We start from the raw sequence: 1686 nt of genomic DNA on the forward strand, positions 1-1686 counted from the left end.
GAGTTCATATTGTCTATTTATCAATGACTTAACGAACGCCATTTTACCCGTTTCCCATAGGGTTCACAAGGGCTATAAGCTAAAGTTGAGAGCATTGCGGGCGCCCGGGGACTATCACCTTTTGGCGACTGGTTTGCCGCTGGCGCTGCGCTGCCCGAATTGTAGGCCGCCTGCATCTCCTGCCACCTGCTGGCAGTGGAGGGGTAAGGTTAAGAAGTGGCTGACCCGCGAGGCGGATTGAAGCTCATGGCATGCGGTTGCAAACACCCTACTTGGGCTGAAACGCGATGATGCTCATGCCCGCCAGCGTCACCACTACACCGGCGACGTCCCAGGCGGAGGGGCGGATTCCGTCCACCGTCCACAGCCATAGGATGGCGACGCTGATGTACATCCCGCCGTATGCGGCATAGACGCGGCCGGAGGCCGCCTCATGCAGCGTGAGTAACCACGCGAAGGCCGCCAGGCTCACCGCCGCAGGCAGAAGTAGCCAAACCGAGCCCCCCTTCTTGAGCCACAGCCAGGGCAGATAGCAGCCGACGATCTCGGCCATCGCTGTGACGAAGTAAAGTAGCAATGTCCTCACGCGGCTCCTCCGGCAGGGCTTTCCCGAAGCCCGGCGTGGTGATAGATCTCGATCGTTGAGTGGACGATCTCCTCGTGCACCGCCAAGCGGCTCCTCACAGCGTCGGGGGTGCGTGCGCGGTCATGCGTCACCACCGCGATGGCCAGCACCGAGGTGGCCGCGTCGGCGATCACGTGAAGGTAGGCGGATTTGAGCTTGAGGCCGTGATGATCGTGACCGTGTCCGTGTGAGTGGCCGTGATGGTGAGCCTTGCCCGGGATCAGCGCACAAACGACGGTGACGGCCAAGCCCAGGATGGCGACCGCGATGGCCTCCTTGTACTGGATGGGTTGCGGCGACACGATGCGTTCGATCGAACCGATGACCATCATCACTGCCACGCCGAGCAGGAAGATGGCGCTGGCGAAGCCTCCGAGGATCTCGATTTTCCAGGTGCCGAAAGCGAAGCGCGGATCGTTCGCGCAGCGGCATAGGCCAGCGCGGCAGACACGCCGATCGCGAAGGTATGCGGGCTCATATGCCAGCCGTCGGCCAGCAGCGCCATTGAGTTGAACCACCAGCCTGCGGTGATCTCGACAACCATCGCAACGGCAGTGATCCACATCACCACCGAGGTACTGCTTTTGGCAAGCGCATTGCCGCCATCGAAGACGTGATCATGGGTCCAGGTGGACGGGTTCTCGGTGGGCACGGCAAGGCTCACTTGAGGTAGCTGCGCAGGACGCCTATCAGATCCTCGGCACCCTTGTGCGTCGGCATCGTCGGTCATTGCGGAGTCTCCGAGGTGGGTGCTGACAGACACTTAGAACACGTCAGCCATCGGCGCCGCGCACGAAGGCGATCTGGTGCAAGTTCGTGGTGTCGAGCGCACTCTACCTGGCCACGTATCCATGTGACCCCAGCACTCTCGATAGTCAGTGCCGCAAAGAGGCAAAGTTCAGCCCTTTCAGCAATGCGCCTTATCTGTCATGAGGTGCTACCTCCATTTGGCTGCACCCGCACATGGTAAGGCCAACGCTCGTCGTTCCGGCAGCTGACCGCACAAAGGTGGCGCCGCCATGCATTCGCGCGATCGCAGCTACGATCGCCAAGCCGAGCCC

1 protein-coding gene and 2 pseudogenes are annotated in these 1686 nt (G+C 61.4%); all 3 read right to left on the reverse strand.

Annotated features, from left to right (window positions below; all coding sequences use genetic code 11):
* Nucleotides 1-268: 268 nt before the first annotated feature.
* Nucleotides 269-553, reverse strand: coding sequence for a YnfA family protein (locus ACPT9U_RS17620; RefSeq protein ID WP_222948386.1), 285 nt, complete (start codon nucleotides 551-553; stop codon nucleotides 269-271).
* 29 nt (nucleotides 554-582) lie between these two features.
* Nucleotides 583-1355, reverse strand: a pseudogene (locus tag ACPT9U_RS17625) (cation diffusion facilitator family transporter).
* Nucleotides 1356-1545: 190 nt separating this feature from the next.
* A pseudogene (locus tag ACPT9U_RS17630) lies at nucleotides 1546-1686 on the reverse strand (heavy metal sensor histidine kinase); the annotation flags it as partial.

The organism is Thauera sp. AutoDN2 (assembly GCF_051280715.1).
Lineage (GTDB): Bacteria > Pseudomonadota > Gammaproteobacteria > Burkholderiales > Rhodocyclaceae > Thauera.

Excerpts from the sequence above, each read along its gene's own strand:
- ACPT9U_RS17620 (WP_222948386.1), bottom strand. The coding sequence starts at position 553 with ATGGCCGAGATCGTCGGCTGCTATCTGCCCTGGCTGTGGCTCAAGAAG.